This is a genomic window from Bradyrhizobium altum (assembly GCF_020889705.1).
GTDB lineage: Bacteria > Pseudomonadota > Alphaproteobacteria > Rhizobiales > Xanthobacteraceae > Bradyrhizobium > Bradyrhizobium altum.
In genome coordinates, this window is the sequence record NZ_JACMYP010000163.1 from 1 (window position 1) to 20,919 (window position 20,919).

Consider the following 20,919-nt stretch of genomic DNA (forward strand, 5'->3'; position numbering starts at 1 on the left):
TCGGCCTCTGGGCCGCAGCAGCGTTGAGCCTGATGCTTGGAGTTGCGTGGGCACAGGGCTCCAGCGGGTTTGACCGCGCGTTTGAGGCCATGGCCGGCAGCCACATCGATTCGGTTGTCGACACAGAGGATGGAGAGTTTGCCCCGAACTTTCGGACTATCGCTGAGCTTGCGCTCCAAAATGAATTCCTTCGATCGGGGCCAAGGAATACGGGGAGGCCGGCGGGCTTATAGGCTACGGGTTCTTGCTCTGTATCGACGCGCGGCCTATTTCGTGGACCGTATTCTCAAAGGTGCCAAGCCGGCTGCCCTTCCTGTCGAGCAGCCGAAAGGTTCGAACTCATCGTCAACCTCAGAACTGCTAAGACGTTGACCCTCGAATTTCCGCCGACACTGCTCGCCCGCGCCGATGGGATGATCGAATAGGATGGTGAGTGCTGCGGTGCATGAGTCCGGAAGTGGCCCATCGCGTCGTTTCGCGGCAACGCAATATTTCAGTCGCTTCCGGAGCGAAGCGGACATTGACCGAGCCGCACTCACAGAACCGGATTAAAGTCCCGCCAGTTCGCGATTCCTCCCTTCGCGTATCGTTGCCTGCGCATGGCGGACAAGGCGCAGCCGCGGCAGATGGTGTTTTATGATCCCGGGGTCGGCACCGTGACGGCACTCGTAAACAGCGCCCCTCGCGCGTTAACCATCCATTAACCAACGCAGCCTAGCCTGCTGTAATCGTCCAGCCATCACTAGCTCGATATGCCTTCCCGGTTCGCTCCAGGAGAAGCGTTGATGTGCGTTGAGTTGTTGACATATGCCGATCTCAGTGCCCGCCTCGATATCTCCCGAGAGGCCGCTCGTTCGCTCGCGAGACGCCGCCGGTTGCCGCGCTCGCGGTCGGAGGACGGCAAGGCCCTGGTGAGCGTTGATTTCTCCGAGCTCCGCTACACACCCTGCCCACTACGCGCCCGCCGGGCAGACCCGATCGATGCCTCCCTGGCAAAGATCGAGGCCGTCAAGATCGAGGCATTCAAGGCGGAGGTCGCGCGGCTCAAAGCAGTAGCAGCCGGCAACAGGACAGATTTCGAGCGCGAGCGTGAGCGTGCCGATCGCCTCGCCGTCGAGCTGATGCAGGCGGCCGCCGAGACGGCGGCAGCCAATGCGTGGGCGGCACGATTGCAAGACGAAGTGGCGCTTCTGCGGACCGGTCGCCAGGCGGGCGGCGCGATCGCGGGACACGCCGCGCGTCGATTGGGACATCTCGCCGCTGCGATCGTGGAAGCAGACCGCGCGGCTCGCAGGTAGCACTCGATACTCATCTCCATCCCCGGCTTGCCGGAGCAATCACGAGGGAAGCATGACTGGCATCACCGATATCGACGAAATGAAGGCCCGCATCGTCGTGTTCGGGGTCGGCGGCGCCGGCGGCAATGCGGTCAACAACATGATCACAGCCGGGCTGCAAGGGGTCGAGTTCGTGGTCGCCAATACCGACGCGCAGGCGCTGGCCATGTCGAAGGCGAGGCGCCTGATCCAGCTCGGCACAAAGGTAACCGCGGGCCTCGGCGCCGGCTCGCAGCCGGAATTGGGACGCGCCGCAGCCGAAGAGGCGATCGATACGATCCGCGATCAATTGACCGGCGCACATATGGTGTTCGTGACGGCCGGCATGGGCGGCGGCACCGGCACCGGGGCTGCACCCATCGTCGCCAGGACCGCGCGCGAGCTCGGCATTCTCACGATCGGCGTGGTCACCAAGCCGTTCTACTTCGAGGGCCAGCGCCGCATGCGCTTTGCCGAAGCCGGCATCGAGGAGTTGCTGAAGACGGTCGACACCCTGCTGATCATCCCGAACCAGAACCTGTTCCGGGTGGCCAGCGAGAAGACCACATTCGCCGATGCCTTCGCCCTTGCCGACCAAGTGCTTTATTCGGGCGTGGCTTGCATCAGCGACCTCATCGTCAAGGAAGGCCTGATCAACCTCGATTTTGCCGACGTTCTCTCCGTCATGAAGGAGAAGGGCAAGGCCATGATGGGACGGGGCGAGGCTTCCGGCGAGAAGCGCGTGCTTGCCGCCGCCGTGGCCGCGATTTCCAATCCGTTGATCGAGAATCCCTCGATCAAGCGCGCCAGTGGCCTCATCATCTCCATCACCGGCGGCAAGGATCTCATGCTGTACGAGGTCGACGAAGCCGCGACCCGCATTCGGGACGAGGCTGATCCGGACGCCAACATCATCGTCGGCGCGTCGTTTGATGACAGCCTCGAAGGCATCGTCCGCGTCTCAGTGGTGGCGACCGGAATCGATAATCTCGACCCGACACAGCAGGCGCAACCGGTGGAAACCGCACTCACGCAGCTCGCCGGCAGGCTGCGCAACGACGGCCGCCGCATCGCCGATCGAATCGAGCGCAGCGCTCCCCTTCCGCAAGTGGAAAGCCCACCGCTCCGCCCCCAGCCGCACCACCCCGTGGGGCCACCGGGAAGGCCGAGGCTGGATTATGCGCGCCACGCAGCCGACCGGCCGCTCGATCCTTACGGCCGCACCGCTGCGCACTATGCGCCCGACGAGGCCATTCTCGATATCCCGGCCTTCCTGCGCCGCGCCGCCAACTGAGCGGTGGCAGGAGCTGGAGTTACTCGTGTCAAGTGCCGGACACGGACCGCGGCGACGCGGCTCCAGAGTGCGATGAAATCAGGTTCGGTCGGAGGTCCACCTCTCCCCAGGGGGGAGAGGTCGGATTGAGCTATGGCGAGCAATTGCGCGCCTGAGCAATCGGGTGAGGGGCCGCTGCGCGCACTGAGACCGTATCCCCTCACCCGGATCGCATCTTTCGATGCGCTCCGACCTCTCGCTACGGGAGAGGTGGTCTGAGCTCTCGGCTTGCATCGATTCAACCAACACTCATCGCCTTCAGGAGCCCGCTTGTCCCGGCGCATGCCCGTCGGCGCGCTGGCGCTATCGACGGGAATTTCATCGGCGAACTCCGAACGTCAGATCTGCAGACAAGCTTCTTAAGCTGCGCAGCGCGCCGATCGCTCACGCTGCCGTGCTGCGCGGGCTCTCCGCTGTTTCCTTGTCCGCCTCCTTGTCGTGAGACAGCCACGCTGGAAAACGAAGCAAGCGTTCGTTGCTGTCTTTCGACGGCTCGATGGCCGGCTCATCGGCCGAACTCGGGAGGTCCAGCACGAGGTGGCCTGTTCGCAGCGCATCCGCGCGCTGATCCAGTTCGCGCAACAGGGGATCGAGCACACTGTCGATTTCGGTCGCCACCGACACCAGGAAACTGTTGAGCTCGCGCGCCTCGGGCACGACTGCCGCAGCCGATTCGATCGCCTTGGAGAGACCATCGACGACAGGCGCAAACGCGCCGGCGGCTTGCTTGATTCGGGCTTTTATCGCTTCAATTTCAACCAAAACGCGCTCACGCTCCCGCCTTTTCTTCTCCTCCGAAAGGCGGGCTTCAATTTCGGCGATCTGGGCCGTCAGGGTCGTGGCTTCGGATGCGAGTGCATCGCGTCTTCCGCGCGCGCGATCGAGATCGCGGCTGAGATTGTCCACTAAGTCGTCCTTTCCAAACATGGCTTTGCTCCGTAGGACAGCCGTTTTGGTCTGTAGGACGGCCTTGGCGCGAACCGCCAGCCTGGCAAGCGAACGAAAGGCTGGATCGGCCGAAACAGGCATCAACTTCGGTCGCGTCACATGGGCCGACATGGTGATCCCCCATTCATCAACATTAGGCGACGGCATGGTTAACAAGTGGTTAATATCAACAATTGACGGAGCGTGCGACGAAACTTAGCAGCCCGAGTTCGATCAGATGAGGGTGGACCGGGACCAACCGGTAGGTGCCGCCCTTGATGCAGCGAGTGGGTTCAGATCGAAAGCATGATGGCCGGACTCCTGGCGAATATCCTCTTTCCGAAGTTGTAGCGCCTCAGCAATTCGGCAACCCGTGTAGCAGGCAATCAACGGGGCCCACCGTTTGGCGGCAGCGGTCCTTGGGTCTTATGTCGGCTTCTGCTCGTATGCAATGCAGGTCTTGAATATCGCCTTGGCCTCATCATCCGTGAAGCCCTTCGACCGAGTCCGCTTTTTCTTTTCCGCCTTAATCTTGATGGCATCGGCCGGATTTTTTGCCAGCTTGCGATTGTCTACGGCCCAACCGAATACTGACTTGATCCCTGGAGATCGCCGTCCTTCAGGGTCTTTGCGGACACGACCTTGAAACGGGCATGCTTAAACGCAAGCATGTCCTGCTCAGTGACGCGGCCCGCATCGTCGTGCCCGAGGTGCTTCACCAGCCGGTCTATGGCGCCCTTGTAGGCGCCTCAGCAACGTTCCTGAGGAATCTCCTGGTTGCGATAAAGGCGCGTGACTTTCCGCCAACCTCCATTTGCGAACGCCTCGGCCAAGGCTCGCTCGCCTCGTCGCGATTCCCTGCGCAAGGGAAGATGGCTACGGCCGAAATCCAGTACGAGATAGTCGTCGCCTGAGTCGCCGCTAGTCGAAGCTTTACCAGATCGGAGCGTGGTGACGTTTTGCCCCTCGACGTATCCTGCTTGTTGCAGACCTCGCCGGAACGCGGCAAGGAAGCCGGCAGGCCATTGGTGTCCACCACCGCGTGAATCTTGCTGGTTAGGCCCCCTCGTGAGCGCCCCATATCCTGCTGATTGTTGTCCGCGATACAGGCTCCATGCTGGTGCACGCGCACGACGGAGGTATCGATCATCTGCACTGCCGCATCATGACCGGCGGCCAGCGCATCCATGATCCTGTCCCAGACGCCAGCCCGCCGCCACCGAACGAAGCGATTGTAACAAGTGGTGCGGGGACCGTAGTTCTCGGGCAGGTCAGGCCATGGCGCACCTGAGCGGAGGACCCAGAAGATGCCACTGAGCACGCGACGGTCGTTTACACGCCGGACCCCACGCGGTTTGTTCGGCAGCATCGGTTTGATGGCGGTCCATTCATAATCGCTGAGTTCGTAGCGCATGATTCGAGGCTCCGGTTTCGGAGCTTGAATCACGTCTCGGGCAGCGCCATCAACCCGCAATGGCCCGTCGCTAGGTCTGGTGCCCTTCCTCAACGCTCTCGTGTATTCGCTCTGGCAAGCGGCTCGCCGAAATCAGAACCAGCAATTGAAGTCCAAGCAGAGCCAGAAAGGGAATGAGATACATACGAGGAGTCGGAACCTGATGGAGCGTTGTTGAAGCAGACATCACGACGGCCAAGCCAGTCGTCGCAATCGGTCCGCCCAATCTTTGCACGATATTCATGGCGGTCGTGGCAAGCCCCAGCTTTTCTTTGGGCACTGACGCATAGGCCGCAGATATCGACGGGATGCCAGTGGCGCCCTGGCCAGAACCACGAGCGAGCATAGACAGCACCATCAAAGATGGGGAGAACTCATGTAAGACCATCCAGAGAAGTGGAAGTGTCCCAAGAGAGGTTAGAAGCACGCCACCCACGCTCACTGCGCGACAGCCAAACCTATCGGTGAGAAACCCCATCATCGGATAAGCGCACAACATTCCCAATCCCATAGGGGCAAGTATCCAGCCCGCTTTCGCTGCCGAAAACCCGCAACCAGCAATCAGGTAAAGTGGAACAAGCATCTGGCCCGCAAAAGCTACGCCGTTTAAGAGAAATTGTGTTGCGGTTGCCGTAGAAAAAATACCGTTACCAAATAGTCTCAGGTCGATGAGTGCAGTGCTCTTCTTTCTAAGAGCATCCCATACAAATCCACCGATGAGCATAAAGCCTAAAATCAGCGCCGAAAATCCACTCCGGTCTGAAACATGTTCAAATCCATAGAGAAGACACACGAGCCCCGGTGAGATCAGAAGAAAGCCCAAAAAATCAAATTGCCGTCTTTGAATGGTGGCATCGTCGTTCGGGAGCAGAAAAACCGCTAAGCCCACTGCCAAAATGCCCACAGGCAGATTCAGGAAGAATAACCAAGGCCAGCTCGCGTATTTTAGAACCCCTCCTGCAATCACCGGCCCCAGAATTGGAGCCAATAGAATTGGTACCGCCGCATAACCGATGACGCGGGCCATATTCCTTCCAGCGACTCGCGCGATCATCATCTGGGTCAAAGGGGCCAATAGTCCGCCTGCGATTCCCTGAACTAAGCGGGCCAAGATAAGATGATCTATTGTCCGCGCCGAACCACAGAGAGCCGAAGCCAAGGTGAATGTCGTGAAGCACGCCAAATAAAGTCGCTTTGCCCCGATTCTATCCACGATCCAATCATTGAGAGGTAACATCAACGCCAGGGCCAGCAAATAGCCGCTGATAATCCACTGTGCGACTTCGACTGACGAATGCAGCTCTTGCTGGATGGTCGACAATGAAACGCTAACAACGGTCGAGTCGAGCTGGGTCATGAAGGGGCCGATGAGTACGACGGCGACGACTCTCCAGATTTTTGGATCGAGTTGATCGTGCGAAGATTTATTGATGGGCTGTCCTTTCGGCTGAATCTGATTTCATCGAAATGGACGCATGACCTTCACTCATGACTTTCTCCAGCCACGGACTGCGATAGCAAACGAGAAAGTTCGCGAATGTGTTTGGCGACTTCGTTGCGTTTTGTTTTGGAAAGAACTGACAACTTCTCGTCTAGCCTGAGAAATGCGCGCCCGAGCCCTGATTCGAGCTGAGAGTTAGCTTTCGCTGTTAAATGCAATTCGATCTGCCGTCGGTCCGTAGGATGAGGAACCCTCTTTAGGAATCCATCTCTCACCATCTTACTGACCATGATCGAGGCAGCAGGCTGGCTGATTCCAAAAGCCTCCGCGAGTGTCCCGACCTGCCTGACTCCGCCTCGAATCCTATGCAGCATCCGATATTGCGTCAGCGTGGGTCCATTTGGACCCGCCTCATTGCTGAACTCTTGCCGAACGATTCTCTTGGTCGCCGCAACCAAATCCATCAGATCGTGAGAAAGGGTTGATCCTTGTTTCATATGTTGTATATTAGATATACAAGTTATGGATGTCAATGTGAACGATCGAGCAAGGAGAAAGCAATGAAATTGGAAACGAACAGGACGGCGGTGCTCAGCTTGGACGCACAAGGGGGCACTCTTAGGATGATTGGGAGCACGCCAGGGGAGATGGCAAAAGCGGCCCAAGTCGTTGCCGCTGCCAGGCGCGCCAGTTGCTCAGTGATTCATGTCTGCCTTGGCTTTGAAGTTGGATACCCGGAAATCAGTCCTGCCAACACACGATTTTCAGCTCTTAAAGAACATGGGCTATTTATCAAGGGAACGGAGTCGGTCCGCCCCCACCCATCGATTTTCGAACCCGGTGATCTGGTCGTCTATAAACATCGGACGAGCGCGTTTTCCGGAAATGCGTTGCAAATGATCCTTCACGCCAAAGGAATCGAGACCTTGGTGCTTTTTGGTTTTGCAACCAGTGGCATTGTCTTGTCGACATTGAGGCAAGCGGCCGATCTGGACTTCAAATGCATCGTGATAAAGGATGCGTGCTTTGATCGTGATGAAGAGGTACATCGAGTCTTAACGGAAAAGGTCTTCGCTGCGCAGGCCACAGTCATGACGGCACAAGAATTCGAGAATATGATTTTACAGACCATTGTGTGAAGGGTGTTGATTGGGTCGGGTGGGTACCCGGCTAACCGGGCTTGGTCACCGGTTGCTCCAACAACTCGACTTCGAGCACATCCGCGAGCTTTCCGGGGCTACCAGGTCGCGTCCGCCTGATTCGCAAATCGCTCAATCAGCCAGGCTGCCGCCGGACCGGGGGGCGCTTCGGTTCTATAGATCGCCTGCATGGCGTAAAACCCGTTGCTCCATTCCGGCAGGTCCAGGTGCTTCAAACGCCCTGCTTCGAGATCGGCGCGCACCATGGGCTCGGGCATGCTGCCCCAGCCGATTCCAGCCACCAGTAGGGCGTGCTTCGAGCCAAGGTCCGCGAGGCGCCATGATCTCACGCCGACGACCCCGAAATCCTTTCCTTCCGTCAGGGTGGACCGATCGGCCAGCACGAGCTGGACGTGATCCCTTGCCGCACCCGGCGGATTGGAGTCGTTCTGCGCCAGCGGGTGGGTTGGTGCGGCGACCGGAATCAACTCGACCCCTCCGACGCGGATCTGCTCCAAGCCTGCCAACCCCCTATGTTCGGGGCCGCTGATGCCTACGCTGGCCACGCCCGAAAGTACGAGTTGCGTCACCGCTCCGAGCGCCTCGATATGGAGACGCAGCGCGACAGTCGGAAATTCCTGCTCGAACGCCTGCATTGCGTCGACCACACGACCGGTTGGGAGCATGACGTCCACAACGATGGAGAGTTCGGACTCGAGGCCGCCCAGCATGCCCCTGATTTTGGCACGCAGACTGTCCACGCCGACTGACACAGTGCGCGCCTCGGACAGAACGGATGAGCCGATCGCCGTCAGCGTTGGCTTGCGCGTTCGGTCCCGATCGAACAGTTGAACCCCAAGTTGCTGCTCGAGATTGGCAATCGCGTAGCTCACCGCTGAGGTCGCCCGCCCGAGCTTTCGTCCCGCGGCCGCGAAGCTCCCCGTCTCAACGACGGTCAGAAACACCTGCAATTGGTCAAGGCTGGGGACGCCGGGACCCTGCATTTCAGATTCCTTGAACGTTATGCCCAACGTTTTACGGGTATTTTCTATCAAGGGGAATGCCTAGTTTTTGCGGCCAGGGACAAAGGTCGGGTCCGCGCACGTCAATACCCAGCGCGCCATCCATTCAATTGCCCAGCATTGAAGGACACTTCCAATGAATGAGCTCTCTTCGCGCCACCTGTCATTGAGCCGGCAAAGAAGTGTGCATGCCGGCTTGGCCAGTAAGGCCTCGGGCACGACGCATGTGACCGTGACGTCGGATGCCATGACGCGGCTTGATCTCACGCCAAAATTCGACGTCACCTATCTGCCGCGCAAAATCGAGGAGTTGATTGAGCAGACCGAGAAGCTCCTGCATCGGGCGATCCTGAAGAACTATCTGCGGCACGCGCTGCTTGAGATTTCTGGTTACTGGGAACAAATCCTTGCTCCCGAGCTGACCGTTCCTGAGCCCATTTATCGCATTGCCGAGCGTGGCCAGGTTCACGTTCTCGTCGGTCAAGCGGCGGTGAAGTCCTTTTACCGGCAGGTCGTGGAGACAAGGACAAATGTCATGGCGGCCCGGACGCTGAACATGTGCGTTGGCGACTTCGGCGTTGTGACCGAGGCAGTCTGGAGTCACATGACCCCTGCGGCCATGATACAGCCGGGGGAGCTTGAGGCTGTCTCTGATCCGGAGGCCTACTACCTCATTTCCCACAACATCATGCAGAACTTCGCGTATACGCAAGATGCAATGCTCATCGGCGAGCGCGTCTACGACGACCCGGCCAGTTATCAGTATGAGAAGCTTGAGCCCGGCGATGTGGTGACGCCAGAAATGGCCCGCGCGCAACTCGAACTATTCCTGGCGCGAGCGACGCTCGACTCAACAGCCTGTCAAGACCCATCAGTTTCATGAACCGAATCTTCGGGTCGCCATCCGCGCCCCGACGAGATTCTCGCAACACGCAAGCAATAGGGGCATCTTTATGCCGAAGGTCCTCGTTCTTTACTACTCAACCTATGGCCACATCGAAGCGATGGCCTACGCGGTCGCCGAGGGTGCCTCTGCGGCCGGCGCAATCGTCGATGTGAAACGCATCCCGGAAACCGTTCCCGAGGTGATAGCGCGGACCAATCATTTCAAGCTGGATCAGGCCGCTCCGGTCGCCACGATTGATGAGCTGCCCGACTATGACGCGATCATCGTCGGTGGCGGAACGCGGTTTGGCCGCATCTCTTCGCAGGTCGCCAGCTTCCTCGATCAGGCTGGTGGGCTGTGGATGAAGGGAGCCCTGCATGGCAAGGTCGGCGGGGCCTTCACCTCGAGCGCCACTCAGCACGGCGGTCAGGAAACGACCCTGTTCTCGATCATCACCAACCTCCTGCATTTCGGGATGGTCATCGTGGGTCTCCCCTACAGCTTCCAGGGGCAGATGACCGTCGGCGAGGTGACGGGTGGTGCTCCCTATGGGGCAACAACCGTCGCGGGCGGCGACGGCTCGCGCCAGCCGTCCGAGAACGAGTTGGCCGGTGCCCGCCACCAGGGTGAACTCATCGCCCAGACCGCGAAGAAGCTCTTCGGTTGATCACTCTCAATCAAACCAAGCGCGGGCTCCGACGCGGGGGCTCGGTTGTCTCGAGGAGTTGCAGCATGATGAACGCATCCGGTCTGCTAAACGCGCATTTCCACGAGATGCAGGCTGACTTCGCAGCGTGGTGCGCGTTGTACGCCGACGACGCCGTGATGGAGTATCCGTACGGTGCCTATGCCGGCGTCAGCAGCCCGTTGAAGGGTATCGGTGCGATCTCCAAGAGTGTTAAAGGCTTCTTGGACAATGTTCGCGACTTTCAAATCGAAGTTTCGAAAGTCTATCGCCTGGAAGGCGAAGACGCAGTTTTCGCCGAGTTCACCGCGAAGGCCACCGTGATCAGCACGGGACGTCCCTACAACCAGAACTACATTCTCTATCTGCTCGCTGAGGGCGGGAAGATTGCCGTGTTGCGCGAGTATTTCGACGCGCCGCGTGTCATCACGGCGTTCCAACCTCAACTAAACGCGGGCAAGTCATAGCCTAACGTATTGCATCGGTGAAGCTGGCGACCCGTCGGTCCTGCAGTATGAGGAAGTCGGCGTCAGCGAGCCGGGCAGATCGCTGCGTCTTTGATCGGCGACAGCGCTTGAAAACGACTTCAAAGGAGGAAAGCATGCCTGAGAGTTCACCTATCCATGGCTATCATCACATTACGATGTGCGTTGGGCCGGCGCAGGAGGACTACGCTTTCACGTGAAAGTCCTCGGCCTGAGGCTGATCAAAAAGACCGTGCTACTCGATGGTGATGAACCATTCTACCATCTTTACTACGGCAACGAGGCAGGCGAAGAAGGATCCCTCGTCACGACGTTCCCGATGCCATGGCGGAATGCAGGTAGCCGTGGCTCCGGACAGGTGCGGATTCTCAGCCTTGGCGTGCCCGAAGGCAGTCTATCGTTCTGGAAGCGGCGCCTGGAGAGCTTTGGTCTCAACACCGGTGTTCTCGAACGTCTCGGCGCAAAGCGCGTGACCTTCAAACATCCCTGCGGCATCGAATATGAATTTGTGGAGACGCATGGCGACACGAAGGGATCCTGGACGGGTGGCGGTATCGCTGCCGACGCAGCGATCCGAGGGATTCGATCCGTCGGAGTCTCTACGCGCGAACTGCCTCAATTCACCAGCTTTCTGGTCGACGGACTTGGCTTTGTCGATGACGGAATGGATGGAGAGGATGCACGCTTCCTGATCGGGCATGGTCAGAAAGCCCACGTTCTCGAAGTGCTCCATGAGGCGGACCGTCCCCAAGGAAGCTGGAACCTGTCGCGCGGAACCGTCCACCACATTGCCTTCGACTTGCCCAACGCGACAGCGCAGAAAACGTTGAAGCTTCACCTTGAGGGGCTTGGGTACACGGACGTTTCGGAAGTCAAAGATCGAAACTACTTCAACTCCGTATATGTGCGGACACCCTCCGGTGCTTTGTTCGAGGCCGCGGTCACGCAGGAGAAGGGCTGGCTGAAGGATGAGACGCGCGAGACCCTGGGGCGCGAGCTCAAATTTCCGCTCTGGCTTGAGGATCGAAAAGACGAGATGGCCGCCAAACTCGAGCCGATCCGGGAATAGTCGATCGCCATCACTTTCCGGAGGACTACGCGCAGGTCGACGTTCTGGGCGCCATGGCCCGGGGGTGATCTCATTCGTTCGCTCTGGTGAGGAGTAGCTTATGGACAACCTGGAATCGATCCCCAAACTTCTGGCGAGCTTTCGTAGCAGGACCCTCTCTCCGGTTGAGGTGCTTAGGCAGACTATTGCGCGCATCGATGCAATCAACCCTCGCATCAACGCCTTGACTACGCTTTGTCTCGATCGCGCCAATGAGGAAGCACGGCTCTCGGAAGATCGTTATATGCGACGGGAGGCGCTGCCACTCGATGGGCTGCCCTTCGCCGCGAAGGATTTGCTCGATACCGAGGGCGTGCGCACGACCTATGGTTCCGCGCTTTTCCGTGATCATATTCCCACCGCCGATGCTGAAGCCGTTGCGCGACTGCGCCGCGCGGGCGCCATCCTGGTGGGGAAATCGGCGACACATGAATTTGGCTGGGGCATCACCACGAGCAGCGCGCTGCATGGCCCGACACACAATCCCTGGGACACGTCCCGCGTGCCCGGCGGCTCGAGTGGCGGCTCGGCAGCCGCTTTGGCAGCGGGTCTCGTGCCACTTGCTTTGGGATCCGACACAGGCGGATCCATTCGTATTCCTTCGGCATTCTGCGGTACGGCAGGACTGAAGCCCAGCCGCGGTAGGGTCCCAACCGACGGCGCATTTGCGTTGGCCTCCTCACTCGACCATGTCGGCCCGATGACGCGAAGCGCCGCCGATCTTCCACTCGCGCTGGCCGTCCTCGACGGAACTTATCGTCCTGGCCGCACAGCATCTGCGCCGGACCCGGCCCTCCTGCGAGGTCTACGGGTGCTGGTCGTCGAGGACCTGCATACGGTTCCCTTGGCCCCTGATCATCACTCGGTCTTCACGGAAGCCTGCAACCTTCTAGCCGGACACGGAGCCGAGATCATCGAGCGCGCGTGGCCCGGACCAACGCGACCTGACCCCTACGGAATTTTGGCCCCAACGCTGAATGCCGAAGCGCGTCTACGGCACCAGACGTCGCTCGGTCTCTATCCCGGACGGGCGGCGGAATATAGTCCGGACGTACGCAGGCGTATCGAACTCGCCGCGCAATATCGCCTTCGCGAATATGTCGAAGCGGCGCAAAGGCGGGCGGAGTTTGTCGCGGCTTTCGGCGGCCTGCTGTCGGACGCGGATGTACTTCTCACGCCAGTTTCAGCAGTCGGGCCAGTCGCGATCGGCACCGATACAGTCTTTCACGAAGGTCAGCGTATGGACATTCGGAATGCGGTGATGGGATACATCGCCCCTCAAAGCCTAAGCGGGCTGCCTGCGGCGGTCATCCGCGCGGGTTTCGACTCGCAGCGCATGCCTGTTGGCGCTCAACTCACGGTTCAGTTCGGCCGCGACGCTCGGCTTCTCCAGCTGAGCGCGGTGTTCGAACTCGTGCTCGGCGGCGCTTCGCCCGGCTGGCCGGACATCGTCGGCTCTGGGCTACCAAACGATCGATAGTTGACAGGCTTTTTCGTGTGGCTCTTCGGCTTTTGGCCTAGAATTGCCCTGACGGTTCGCGCCTACGCCAACGAGGTGACCGAATGCCCGCTGTTGTATCTGAGCGATGTGTTCACCGTGACGGTGAACATGGCGGGATTGCCAGGCATCGGCGTGCCGGCGGGGCTCAGTACACAAGGCCTGCCGCTCGGTCTACAACTGATTGGCCGGCCCTTCGACGAGGAGACATTGTTCTCCGCAGCGGAAGTGATCGACCATTTTGGTCGACAAGCGGGCCTTCATATCCTTCAGGCGTTCGATCGCGTCATCGCGATCCTTAATCTGCGTTTCGTACTTGTCCTTGAGAGCCTTTTCGGCGAGCTGCTTCTCAAGCTCGGTCTGTTTGATGCCGTTCTTGAGCTCGTCGCGTTCCTTTGCAATGGCAGTGACCGCTTCGGCCACTGCTAGCTTCTTTTCAAGCTCGACACCTTGGAGCTTGGTCTTCAGCTCTCGGATTTCCTCTTCCTTGGATGAAGAGACCTTGTGCAGCTCGCCGGCCAAAAGCGCTTCAGCAAGCTCGGAGGCAGCTTTCTTCTCGCGTTCAGCTTGCGCCAGCGCATTCGCGAGCGTGTCACGCTCTTTTTCCACTGCACTAAGGGCTTCGGTGACGGCGAGCTTCTGAGTGACCTGACTCGCCTCAAGCTTGGACTTCAGCTCCTGGATTTCGGCATCCTTGGCGGCCGCGGTCCTCTGCAAATCGCTGCTGACCTTGGCCTTGGCCAATTCCACAGCGTTCTGCTTTTCCCGCTCGGCCAATTCCAGCCGCTCGTGCAGCTGTCTTTCGAAGTCGCTGTCGCGGACCTGACGCCTACCAGCTGGCTGGATGCCAGAAATCCTTGCTCCGTAGCCGCCATCCGTCTCACAGGCGCTGATCCCGGTCGGCGCTATCCGCTTCTCCATCGGGCTCCCCAAGAGGAACATAAAGTCGTACGATTGCAACACACAGTGCTGTTTTGAACGCGGTTCCCATCGACGTGAGAATGCCCACCGCGTTCAGAACGTTTCAGCGGTCAGGGAGCGATACCTTGGACATTGTTTTAATATTTCAGTTGGTAGCCGCGATCATCATTGCGTTGATCGTCGCATACAACTTTCTTCATTACATACTTTTTCTCTTGGTGACTCAACCGAAGGACGCGAGCAAGATCGGCCACGAGCTGAATCAATTCGAGCAGCGCCAACTGGTTGAGTGGACGCCGCAGCCGAACGACTTTCTCAAGCACGATGACGAGAAACGTACATATGATGACGTGTTCGGCGCGTATCGCGACGAGCAAGCGAACTACAGCACGTGTGTGTTCCCCCGAGCGGCATTTTCGCGGCCTTACGAAGCCGAATACCTTCTTCTGAAGCCGAAGGACGGGATGCGGCTGTTGGATCTGGGGTGCGGATCCGGCGCGGCGGCTGAGTACCTCGCCAGTCGGCGCAACATCGAAATTGTGTGCGTCACCAATTCATCCGTGCAAGCGGATATCTGTCGGCGGAAATTTGCGAAACTTGGTGGACGTGGACAGGTGATTGTCACAGACTTCGACAGCCTCGATCTCCCGAGTGAAGGTTTTGATGCCATCTATGCGCTCGAGTCGATAGGCTACACCAAAGACTTGGACGCTTGGCTTGCGCGATGCTGGCGAATGCTCAAGCCCGGAGGTCGCCTGTTAATCCGCACACCGGGGTCGCTTGATCATTGTCGCCGTAAGGAAGATTATCTGAGCGTCACCGCCTTCTTCGAGAATTGGCGCTACAATTTTGTCGGCGCCAATCTTCTCGTCTACAAGATGCGCCAACTCGGCTTCAACCCGATTCGTTATCGGCGCCTGCCCTTCTGGGCCTGGGGGGTCACCTGGAATTTCATTCAACACCTGCTGTTGTGGAAGTACCGGCTGAAGATGCGCACATTCGTGGAATTGGAACGGATCATTTGGCGCACTTCGAAAGTATTTGTGTTCGGCAACCCATATAACACAGTGCTGGCCACCAAGCCCGAGGCAGGACAGTTCAACGACACGGCGGCCCCTCAAATGGCACTTGCTGCTTGTGCGGAGACTCCTAGTGTCCACAAAATCACCTTCATCCCCACCTCTTAGGCGCTGGCCACCCGCGCCGACGAGGTGATCGAACAGGGACGCAAATGCTGCACCGCATGAGTCCGGTGTTGAGGAGGGAGTATATGGCCAGGCGAAGAGGCCCGCGGTCCCAAGGCTGGAAGACATTCCTCCGCAATCATGCCGACGGTATTGCGGCGATCGATCTGTTCGTCGTGCCGACAATCTCATTTCGTCTGCTGTATGGCCTATTGATCATGGGGCATGGTCGACGACAGATTTTATGGTTTGGTGTCACAGCACATCCGACGGCGGAATGGGATCACAAATCAGCTCACGGAGGCCCGCGGCAGGGACCAGGCTCCCCGCTATCTCATCCATGACCTGGATGGGGCCTATGGTCAAATCTTCATCCGAAGACTTCGATTCATGGGCATTCGCGATCGGCCGACCTCTGCTCGCTCGCCATGGCAAAACGGATATGCTGAACGGCTGATCGGTTCGATCCGCCGAGAGTGAGTTGATCATGTCGCGGTATTCAGCGAACGCCATCTGCGTCACGTGCTGCGTCGTACATGAAATACTACAACGAGGCGCACACACATTTATCGTTGAACAAGGATGCTCCGTCACCGCGCACCGTTGAGCGGACCGGGCACATTCTTTGCCGGCCAGTGCTAGGTGGACTGCATCATCTATGTCCGGACTTGATTTGCGACAGGCACAAGGGGTCGGCTCAAGCCGCAGCGCTTGCTGTTGTTCCGAATAGAAGGTCCTTGAGCCTGTCGGTCGGGACGGCTGGACTGAACAGGTAGCCTTGCATCTGGCCGCATCCGAGTTCGCGGAGGACTTCGCGCTGAATTTCCGTCTCCACACCATCGGCGGTCGTCGTCATGCTGCGGGCGGAGGCCATGCTCACGACGGCGCGCACGATGGCCGACGATCCGTCCGCCTCGGCAACGTCGGTTACGAAGCTGCGGTCTATCTTGATCTTGTCGAAGGGGAAGCGACGCAGATAGCTTAGTGATGAATAGCCGGTTCCGAAATCGTCGAGAGCGATGCGAACACCAAGCTCCTTGAGCTGATGAAGCACGGCAAGTGCCTCCTCGTCGTCGCGAATCAGGACAGCCTCGGTAATCTCGAGTTCCAGACGGTCGGCAGAGAGGCCCGAATCCGCCAATGCTTTCGCGACCTTCAACGCCAGCGTCTTCGATCTGAACTGCACCGGCGAAACGTTGACGGCAAGCATGATGCCATCGGGCCATTGCGCGGCGTCCGAACAGGCCTTTCGCAGCACCCATTCACCGAGTTCGTTGATCAATCCGGTCTCTTCGGCCACTGGGATGAATTCCGCCGGCGAGATCGAACCCCGTTCGGGATGGCGCCAACGCAGCAAGGCTTCGCAGCCATTGACGCGGTCGGTGGTCAGATCCACGAGCGGCTGGTAGTGAATCTCGAAACCGCCGTCCGTCATCGCCTTCCTGAGATCTAGTTCGAGCCTGTGGCGCGCTTTCATGCGGACGTCCATTTCAGGCGCGAAGACCTTGTATGTGCGACGCCCGTCCGCTTTGGCCGAGTACATGGCAAGGTCAGCGTTCTTCAGGAGCTCCTCAAGGCTAGAACCGTGGTCGGGCCCCACGGCCAGGCCGATGCTCGCGTCCGCGCAGACCTGCTGACCCAGGCAGAGCGAAGGAGTGCGTATTGCACGCTGGATATCTTCTGCAAGACGCGTCGCCTCCTCCTCCACCATATTGCACTTCACGATGGCGAATTCGTCGCCTCCCAGCCGGGCGACGAGATCGCCCGGACCGACGCAAGCCTGGAGGCGGGCTGCAACCGTCTTGAGGAGTTCGTCTCCGACGTGGTGTCCCAGAGAGTCGTTGACGGCTTTAAACTCGTCCACGTCGATGTAGAGGACGGCAAGCTTCTCTCCCGGTGCCGCATGGCGGAGCTTTTGCTCCACGTGCTCGCGGAAGAGCACACGGTTGGGCAGATCGGTAAGGGCATCGTAGTACGCCAGATGCGCTATTCTCTCCTCGGCACGAACGCGTTCGGTAACGTCCTCGTGCGTCGCCAGCCAACCTCCCCCGGCCACGGGCTGGTTGCTGACCCTGATCAGACGCCCGTCCGACGTCTCGACGACGGAGCTCCCGGACGATCCTATCGATCGGAGCACCCTGTCACAATACTGCTCGACGTCGCCACGGAAAGAACCCGTTTCTGCACGGTGGCTGATCACCTCTCGGAAAGTGGATCCGGGTTTGACGACGTCCTCCGACAGGCCGTACATCTCAAGTTATCTTCTGTTGCAGACGATCAGGCCGCTCCGAGGAATCGAAAAGAAGCAGCCCTTGGCTCATGTTGTTGATCGCGGTGTCCAACCTGAGCTTCTCCAAGCTCAAGCGGCGCGTCATCTGCCGGAAGACTAAATAGAGGATGGCTCCGATCGCGGTCAGCGCGGCAGCGGCCATGCCGATGAAGAACTCGGTCTGCGTGCGCCACGCGGCGAGGGTTGCGTCGACCGTTTCCGTGGCGACTACGATCAGCGGCTCCAAGGTCAATCTTCGGGACGCGAGCAGCCTGTCCTTGCCGTCAACGGGACTGTTCAGCCGGGTTGTGAGGAACGGGCGGTTGAACACCGCCTGCTGGTCTGCGGATCCCGTCTTGAAGTTCTGACCGATCAGCTCCTCCACGTGCGGGAACCTGGCCAGCAACGCACCATCCCTATGATGCATCGAGACGGGCGCCTCACTACCAAGCCCGGCGGATGCGAAGAAGGTGTCCAGCACGTCGGGGCTGATCGCCCGCGTTACCACGCCCAGCAACTGTCCGTCAGGCCCGGAAACCCGACGGGCGAAAACAATGGCGTTGGACAGTGAAAAACGGCTGGGGACGACTTCGATCTCGGCCTCGAGCTTCGGATCTTCCAGAAGTCTCCTGAAATGGGGGGCGGTCGGAAATGCTAACGTCGGGCACCGGCCAGCGTTGCGATGAGTTGATCAGCTGTCCGCTCGTATCGAAGACGTTCACGCCGGCGACGTCGGACCAGCCGCCGACCTTCGCCCTCAGGATCTCGCGGATCGCGAGAGTACCCATTTCACATCGGAAGACCTCCGCCGAGCGAATTCCGTTATGTCTTCCCAATGGATGGGCTTGCTCGATTGCGTAACGGTGGTGAACCGTTTTTCCATAAGACTCTTCAACGCGCGATGGTTTGGCCCGTGATCCTTATAGACGGGGGCGGAAAAATTTTCGGTTATTTTGTTTTTATCTTCAAAGCGCAGTGAGCCGTAAATGTCGTCTCTCAAATAGACACCTATGGTCAAGCGCGCACGTCACAGGCGGTCCCCATTCTGGCCTGTGAAAACTTCGGCCGCAGCTCGGCGCCGCGGTTGCCGCAGCAGTGCAGACGAAGCCCGGTTCGATGTCGGAGAGCCGAACGTGTCATAAAAACGATCCGGAGGGCGGCGCTTTCAAAGGTGCTGGAATGAACCGCATCGTCCCGCTCACTCTTGGAGTCGAGAAAGCGTGTATGAATTTAAACGCAACTGTGATTGGCAGCGGATCGTCGATCTCGATACCCCTCTGCGGGCGCTATTTGCTAAGTCCAGCAGCAATGTGGAGTAAACGATGTCAAAGCTTGCTTTGTATGTTCCCCTTGAGGCCAAGCCGGGCAAAGAAAAGGAAGTTGCAGAATTCCTGAAATCGGCATTGCCTTTGGTAGATGCTGAACCTGGTACCATCAGCTGGTTTGCCATTCAGAACGGCCCTTCGTCGTTTGCGATTTTCGATACGTTCAATGACGAGGCCGGTCGCGATGCGCACCTCAACGGCAAGGTCGCCGCGGCGCTGATGGCAAAGGCTGGCGAACTGCTGGCTAAGCCGCCAACGATTCACAAGATCGACATTCTGGCTGGAAAGCTCCCGAAATAGGCCAGCGTAACCGGATTTCCGAAAGCCGCTTCCTAACCGGGGCGGCTTTTCTTTGCGTTTAGTAGTTCCAGAATTAATCCACAGAGGTGAAAGCTTAATGCGCGAGTTTGATTGCGACGCGGTCCGCGCTGATCGTGATGTGGTGGCTGCATTTGTGGTCCCGGCAGTAGACCAGCACGTCAGCGACCGGGAATTTCATCCGCACTTTTGACGGAACGCTGGCAGGCGTAGCACGGGCTTGTCCTTCAGCATCCTTGCGGCTGGAGGCGTTGCGGCCGGAGGCGGCGCGGCCGCCGGTACTGCCGGCTGCCTTGCGATCCGTTCCGCACGCCTGGCCGCGAGCGCCGCGGCCGGCTTGGCTTTACGCGCTGCCAGTATCTCGGCGAGCGTGGCGGCGGCATGCTCCGCGTCGGCGGCGCTCACCTCGCCGGCTGGATTACCGTCGAGATCGACGCGGGCCGCGCCCACCACAAGGCCTTGCAGATACATGGTGCGTCCGGTGTAGGCGCGCAGAGACGGGGCTAACTCGCGTCGGGTAAGGGCGGGGCAGCGGGCCAGGATGTCGGGGTGGATCCCGACCTTCAGCGGTCGGTGCGGCAGGTATTTTTCGAGCACGAATGTTTGCGGAAACCATTCGGCGAGACGCGCCGGAGCGGCGTGGATGTCTTCCTTCGTGATCGTCATCAGGTCCTCCCCCAGGTGATGATGGATCGCGAATATTTCCGCGATCTCTTCTCATTGCCGAATCGCGCGCGCTGGCCCGGACAGATTTGACGCACAAGCGCGGACGTCTCAAGCGGTCCCCATTCTGGCCTGTGAAAACTTCGGCCGCACGTCCGCACCGCGCTTGCCGCAGGCGGGTGCCCGAACCGGGCGATGCTGGCCATGTCATCCGCGGCGACTGCAAAAGCGGAAAATCAAAACGACAGATGTCGCTTTGAAAACCTATGCCGCCGACGTTTGGAAGAACCACAAAATGTCGTTTATACAAAGGACGCCGCCGGCCGAGCGGTGCCCGGAGTGCCTAGGAGTCCGAGCGCCGCAACGGAGTGGCCCATGGGGCTGTACTCAGGCCACTCGGCTTTATTGTAGATGCGCCGCTCCAGGCTTGCACATCATATAGGCGTGGCCCGCCGCCATTCACGGATGAGATCAGCGCGAGGCGCGGCGGCTTTTCAGAAAGGCATTCATCGCGCAAGTCAGCCCGTGCGCCTGGCGTATCTGCCGCGAGGCTCGCTGCGAGGCAGCCGCGGGACGACGCCGATCGGTGAAGCCTGGTTCGATGTCCGACAGCCGCACGTGATCCGGCCAGCGATCGGCGCTGATCTCGATGTGATGGCTGCATCGATGATCCCGGCAATATAGGCTGCGAAGGACGACGTGAGCTATGCGATCGGAGCTAACGCCATGATGGGCCTATGTGCCCGACGCTCGGCACCTTTGACGCGACGGCATTGGTCAGGAGTTTAGACGCGCGCGCTGGATCACTCGCTGGCTCTCCTTCAAAGGGAACCTAAATCGGCTACCCGGCCTACCCGCCCCCGTTGAGCTTGGCGCTCATCATGGCTCTTAACCGGCTGACCACGGCGCGACCCGAGGGCTCGATCTATGCACGCTTGCTCGGACG

The 20,919-nt window shown here is 59.3% G+C and carries 17 protein-coding genes and 3 pseudogenes; 11 read left to right on the forward strand and 9 right to left on the reverse strand.

What is annotated here, in order from left to right; genetic code table 11:
* Positions 1–785: 785 nt before the first annotated feature.
* Together H8B02_RS31085 and ftsZ are read left to right on the forward strand one after the other, a co-directional pair.
* Entirely contained in the window at positions 786–1,298 is a 513-nt protein-coding gene (locus H8B02_RS31085; RefSeq protein ID WP_229169721.1) for a hypothetical protein, read from the forward strand.
* 52 nt (positions 1,299–1,350) lie between these two features.
* Positions 1,351–2,610 (forward strand): cell division protein FtsZ, encoded by a 1,260-nt coding sequence (gene ftsZ / locus H8B02_RS31090; RefSeq protein ID WP_229169722.1) that lies wholly within the window; start codon positions 1,351–1,353, stop codon positions 2,608–2,610.
* 423 nt (positions 2,611–3,033) lie between these two features.
* On the opposite strand, the gene H8B02_RS31095 is transcribed toward ftsZ, so the two are convergent.
* The 4 genes and pseudogenes from H8B02_RS31095 to H8B02_RS49105 all read right to left on the reverse strand — a co-directional run bounded on the left by H8B02_RS31095 (position 3,034) and on the right by H8B02_RS49105 (position 6,967).
* Positions 3,034–3,708 carry a hypothetical protein gene (locus H8B02_RS31095; protein ID WP_229169723.1) on the reverse strand — a complete coding sequence of 225 codons (675 nt, stop codon included), beginning with the start codon at positions 3,706–3,708 and terminating at the stop codon, positions 3,034–3,036.
* Between the two features lie 862 nt (positions 3,709–4,570).
* Positions 4,571–4,990 (reverse strand): annotated as a pseudogene (locus H8B02_RS31100) (IS5 family transposase); the annotation flags it as partial.
* A 70-nt stretch (positions 4,991–5,060) separates the two neighbouring features.
* A complete protein-coding gene (locus H8B02_RS31105; protein WP_312001377.1) occupies positions 5,061–6,482 on the reverse strand; it encodes a DHA2 family efflux MFS transporter permease subunit in 1,422 nt (473 codons plus the stop codon).
* A 29-nt stretch (positions 6,483–6,511) separates the two neighbouring features.
* Positions 6,512–6,967, reverse strand: coding sequence for a MarR family winged helix-turn-helix transcriptional regulator (locus H8B02_RS49105; RefSeq protein ID WP_376711732.1), 456 nt, complete (start codon positions 6,965–6,967; stop codon positions 6,512–6,514).
* Positions 6,968–7,030: 63 nt separating this feature from the next.
* Here H8B02_RS49105 and H8B02_RS31110 point away from each other — a divergent pair, with 63 nt between their 5' ends.
* Positions 7,031–7,609, forward strand: a complete 579-nt coding sequence (locus H8B02_RS31110; RefSeq protein ID WP_229169725.1) for a cysteine hydrolase family protein — start codon at positions 7,031–7,033, stop codon at positions 7,607–7,609.
* Positions 7,610–7,707: 98 nt separating this feature from the next.
* Here H8B02_RS31110 and H8B02_RS31115 read toward each other — a convergent pair whose 3' ends face one another.
* Positions 7,708–8,613, reverse strand: a complete 906-nt coding sequence (locus H8B02_RS31115; RefSeq protein ID WP_229169726.1) for a LysR family transcriptional regulator — start codon at positions 8,611–8,613, stop codon at positions 7,708–7,710.
* A gap of 154 nt (positions 8,614–8,767) precedes the next feature.
* Between H8B02_RS31115 and H8B02_RS31120 the strand changes: the two genes are divergently transcribed.
* The 6 genes and pseudogenes from H8B02_RS31120 to H8B02_RS31145 all read left to right on the forward strand — a co-directional run.
* Complete coding sequence (locus H8B02_RS31120) at positions 8,768–9,514, forward strand: hypothetical protein (RefSeq protein WP_229169727.1); 747 nt, start codon at positions 8,768–8,770, stop codon at positions 9,512–9,514.
* 70 nt (positions 9,515–9,584) lie between these two features.
* On the forward strand, positions 9,585–10,184 hold the full coding sequence (gene wrbA, locus H8B02_RS31125) for an NAD(P)H:quinone oxidoreductase (RefSeq protein WP_229169728.1): 600 nt from the start codon (positions 9,585–9,587) through the stop codon (positions 10,182–10,184).
* A gap of 65 nt (positions 10,185–10,249) precedes the next feature.
* Positions 10,250–10,669 (forward strand): nuclear transport factor 2 family protein, encoded by a 420-nt coding sequence (locus H8B02_RS31130; protein WP_229169729.1) that lies wholly within the window; start codon positions 10,250–10,252, stop codon positions 10,667–10,669.
* A 214-nt stretch (positions 10,670–10,883) separates the two neighbouring features.
* Positions 10,884–11,756 (forward strand): VOC family protein, encoded by an 873-nt coding sequence (locus tag H8B02_RS31135; protein ID WP_229169730.1) that lies wholly within the window; start codon positions 10,884–10,886, stop codon positions 11,754–11,756.
* Between the two features lie 100 nt (positions 11,757–11,856).
* Positions 11,857–13,275: an amidase gene (locus H8B02_RS31140; protein WP_229169731.1), complete on the forward strand. Its 1,419-nt coding sequence runs from the start codon at positions 11,857–11,859 to the stop codon at positions 13,273–13,275.
* Between the two features lie 93 nt (positions 13,276–13,368).
* Positions 13,369–13,530, forward strand: a pseudogene (locus H8B02_RS31145) (amidase family protein); the annotation flags it as partial.
* Here H8B02_RS31145 and H8B02_RS31150 read toward each other — a convergent pair.
* Positions 13,468–14,214, reverse strand: a complete 747-nt coding sequence (locus H8B02_RS31150) for a V-type ATP synthase subunit I (RefSeq protein WP_283842261.1) — start codon at positions 14,212–14,214, stop codon at positions 13,468–13,470. The pseudogene H8B02_RS31145 and the gene H8B02_RS31150 overlap by 63 nt on opposite strands.
* Before the next feature lie 125 nt (positions 14,215–14,339).
* Here H8B02_RS31150 and H8B02_RS31155 point away from each other — a divergent pair, with 125 nt between their 5' ends.
* A complete protein-coding gene (locus H8B02_RS31155) occupies positions 14,340–15,401 on the forward strand; it encodes an SAM-dependent methyltransferase (protein ID WP_229169732.1) in 1,062 nt (353 codons plus the stop codon).
* Positions 15,402–15,653: 252 nt separating this feature from the next.
* On the opposite strand, the gene H8B02_RS31160 is transcribed toward H8B02_RS31155, so the two are convergent.
* Both H8B02_RS31160 and H8B02_RS49310 read right to left on the reverse strand, forming a co-directional pair.
* Positions 15,654–15,920 (reverse strand): hypothetical protein, encoded by a 267-nt coding sequence (locus H8B02_RS31160; RefSeq protein ID WP_229169733.1) that lies wholly within the window; start codon positions 15,918–15,920, stop codon positions 15,654–15,656.
* 175 nt (positions 15,921–16,095) lie between these two features.
* A pseudogene (locus H8B02_RS49310) lies at positions 16,096–18,488 on the reverse strand (bifunctional diguanylate cyclase/phosphodiesterase); the annotation flags it as partial.
* A 501-nt stretch (positions 18,489–18,989) separates the two neighbouring features.
* Between H8B02_RS49310 and H8B02_RS31175 the strand changes: the two are divergent.
* Positions 18,990–19,292, forward strand: a complete 303-nt coding sequence (locus H8B02_RS31175; RefSeq protein ID WP_229169736.1) for a putative quinol monooxygenase — start codon at positions 18,990–18,992, stop codon at positions 19,290–19,292.
* A gap of 195 nt (positions 19,293–19,487) precedes the next feature.
* On the opposite strand, the gene H8B02_RS31180 is transcribed toward H8B02_RS31175, so the two are convergent.
* Positions 19,488–19,976 carry a ProQ/FINO family protein gene (locus H8B02_RS31180; RefSeq protein WP_229169737.1) on the reverse strand — a complete coding sequence of 163 codons (489 nt, stop codon included), beginning with the start codon at positions 19,974–19,976 and terminating at the stop codon, positions 19,488–19,490.
* Positions 19,977–20,919 lie beyond the last annotated feature (943 nt).